This is a genomic window from Herbiconiux daphne (genome assembly GCF_024979295.1).
Taxonomy (GTDB): domain Bacteria; phylum Actinomycetota; class Actinomycetes; order Actinomycetales; family Microbacteriaceae; genus Herbiconiux; species Herbiconiux daphnes.
This window is the reverse complement of the sequence record NZ_JANLCJ010000293.1, coordinates 1-800: the sequence shown is the minus strand read 5'-3', so window position 1 is coordinate 800 and position 800 is coordinate 1. Positions and strand designations below refer to the sequence as shown.

Genomic DNA, 800 nt, shown 5'->3' with positions numbered 1-800 from the left:
TATCTGAAGATAACGCTTACGGTATTGCCGATAGTACCCAGCACGACGTAAATTATCATTGGCATTATCTAGGTCTAAACTGAAAGCCATAATAGCTTTGATACGATTTAATTTATGTCGACTACTCCAGAATGCAACAGCTTCTGGTGTTTCCATAGGGAAATTTAACTTATATTGAGGGCTTGATGCCATAATTCCTCCAAAATACGAGGGAGTATATTTCAACTCCCTGAAGAATCACCTACTGAAATCTGACCATTTAAAATGAGCAGGGAAATCTACTGTTACAGATCTAGTTTCACTTGTACTGTCATTGATAAAAGAAACAACACAATATTGTTCATTCGGAATAGTATCGAATGGATAATCGGATATTGTCAGTGGTTTAAGTTTACTGTCAAGAGTTCTGGTATGACTAGTATCAATGGAAACTTGTTTCGAGTTAGTACCGGGATTAGCAGTGTATTGCCCTATTCTATTAACTGCTCTACCAGCTCCGGAAGTTCTTTGCCATGTATATCCAGTGACACGCCAAGGGACAGTGACATCGGATTCGATTGCAATAGTCCATATATCACCTTGTGTTACTTGGTATCTTCCATTGGAAATAGGATTAGAAGAGGATGTCCCTCTTGTATTAAACAACATGTTCACAGAAACATCTATAGTTTCTGATGTAATAGAACCAGATACATTTATTTCAGCTTTAATAACAGCAGGTGTAGTTGATACACTCAATCCTCTTAATACAGATCCTGATATTGTAATATCACCATTAGAAGAAACAACAGAATACGTAA

The 800-nt window shown here is 36.9% G+C and carries 2 protein-coding genes; both read right to left on the bottom strand.

What is annotated here, in order from left to right:
• Window positions 1-192 (bottom strand): hypothetical protein (locus N1032_RS24765; protein WP_259543181.1); only part of this gene is annotated, 192 nt, incomplete at its 3' end.
• Between the two features lie 45 nt (window positions 193-237).
• On the bottom strand, window positions 238-800 hold a 563-nt coding region (locus N1032_RS24760; RefSeq protein WP_259543180.1), incomplete at its 5' end, for a hypothetical protein.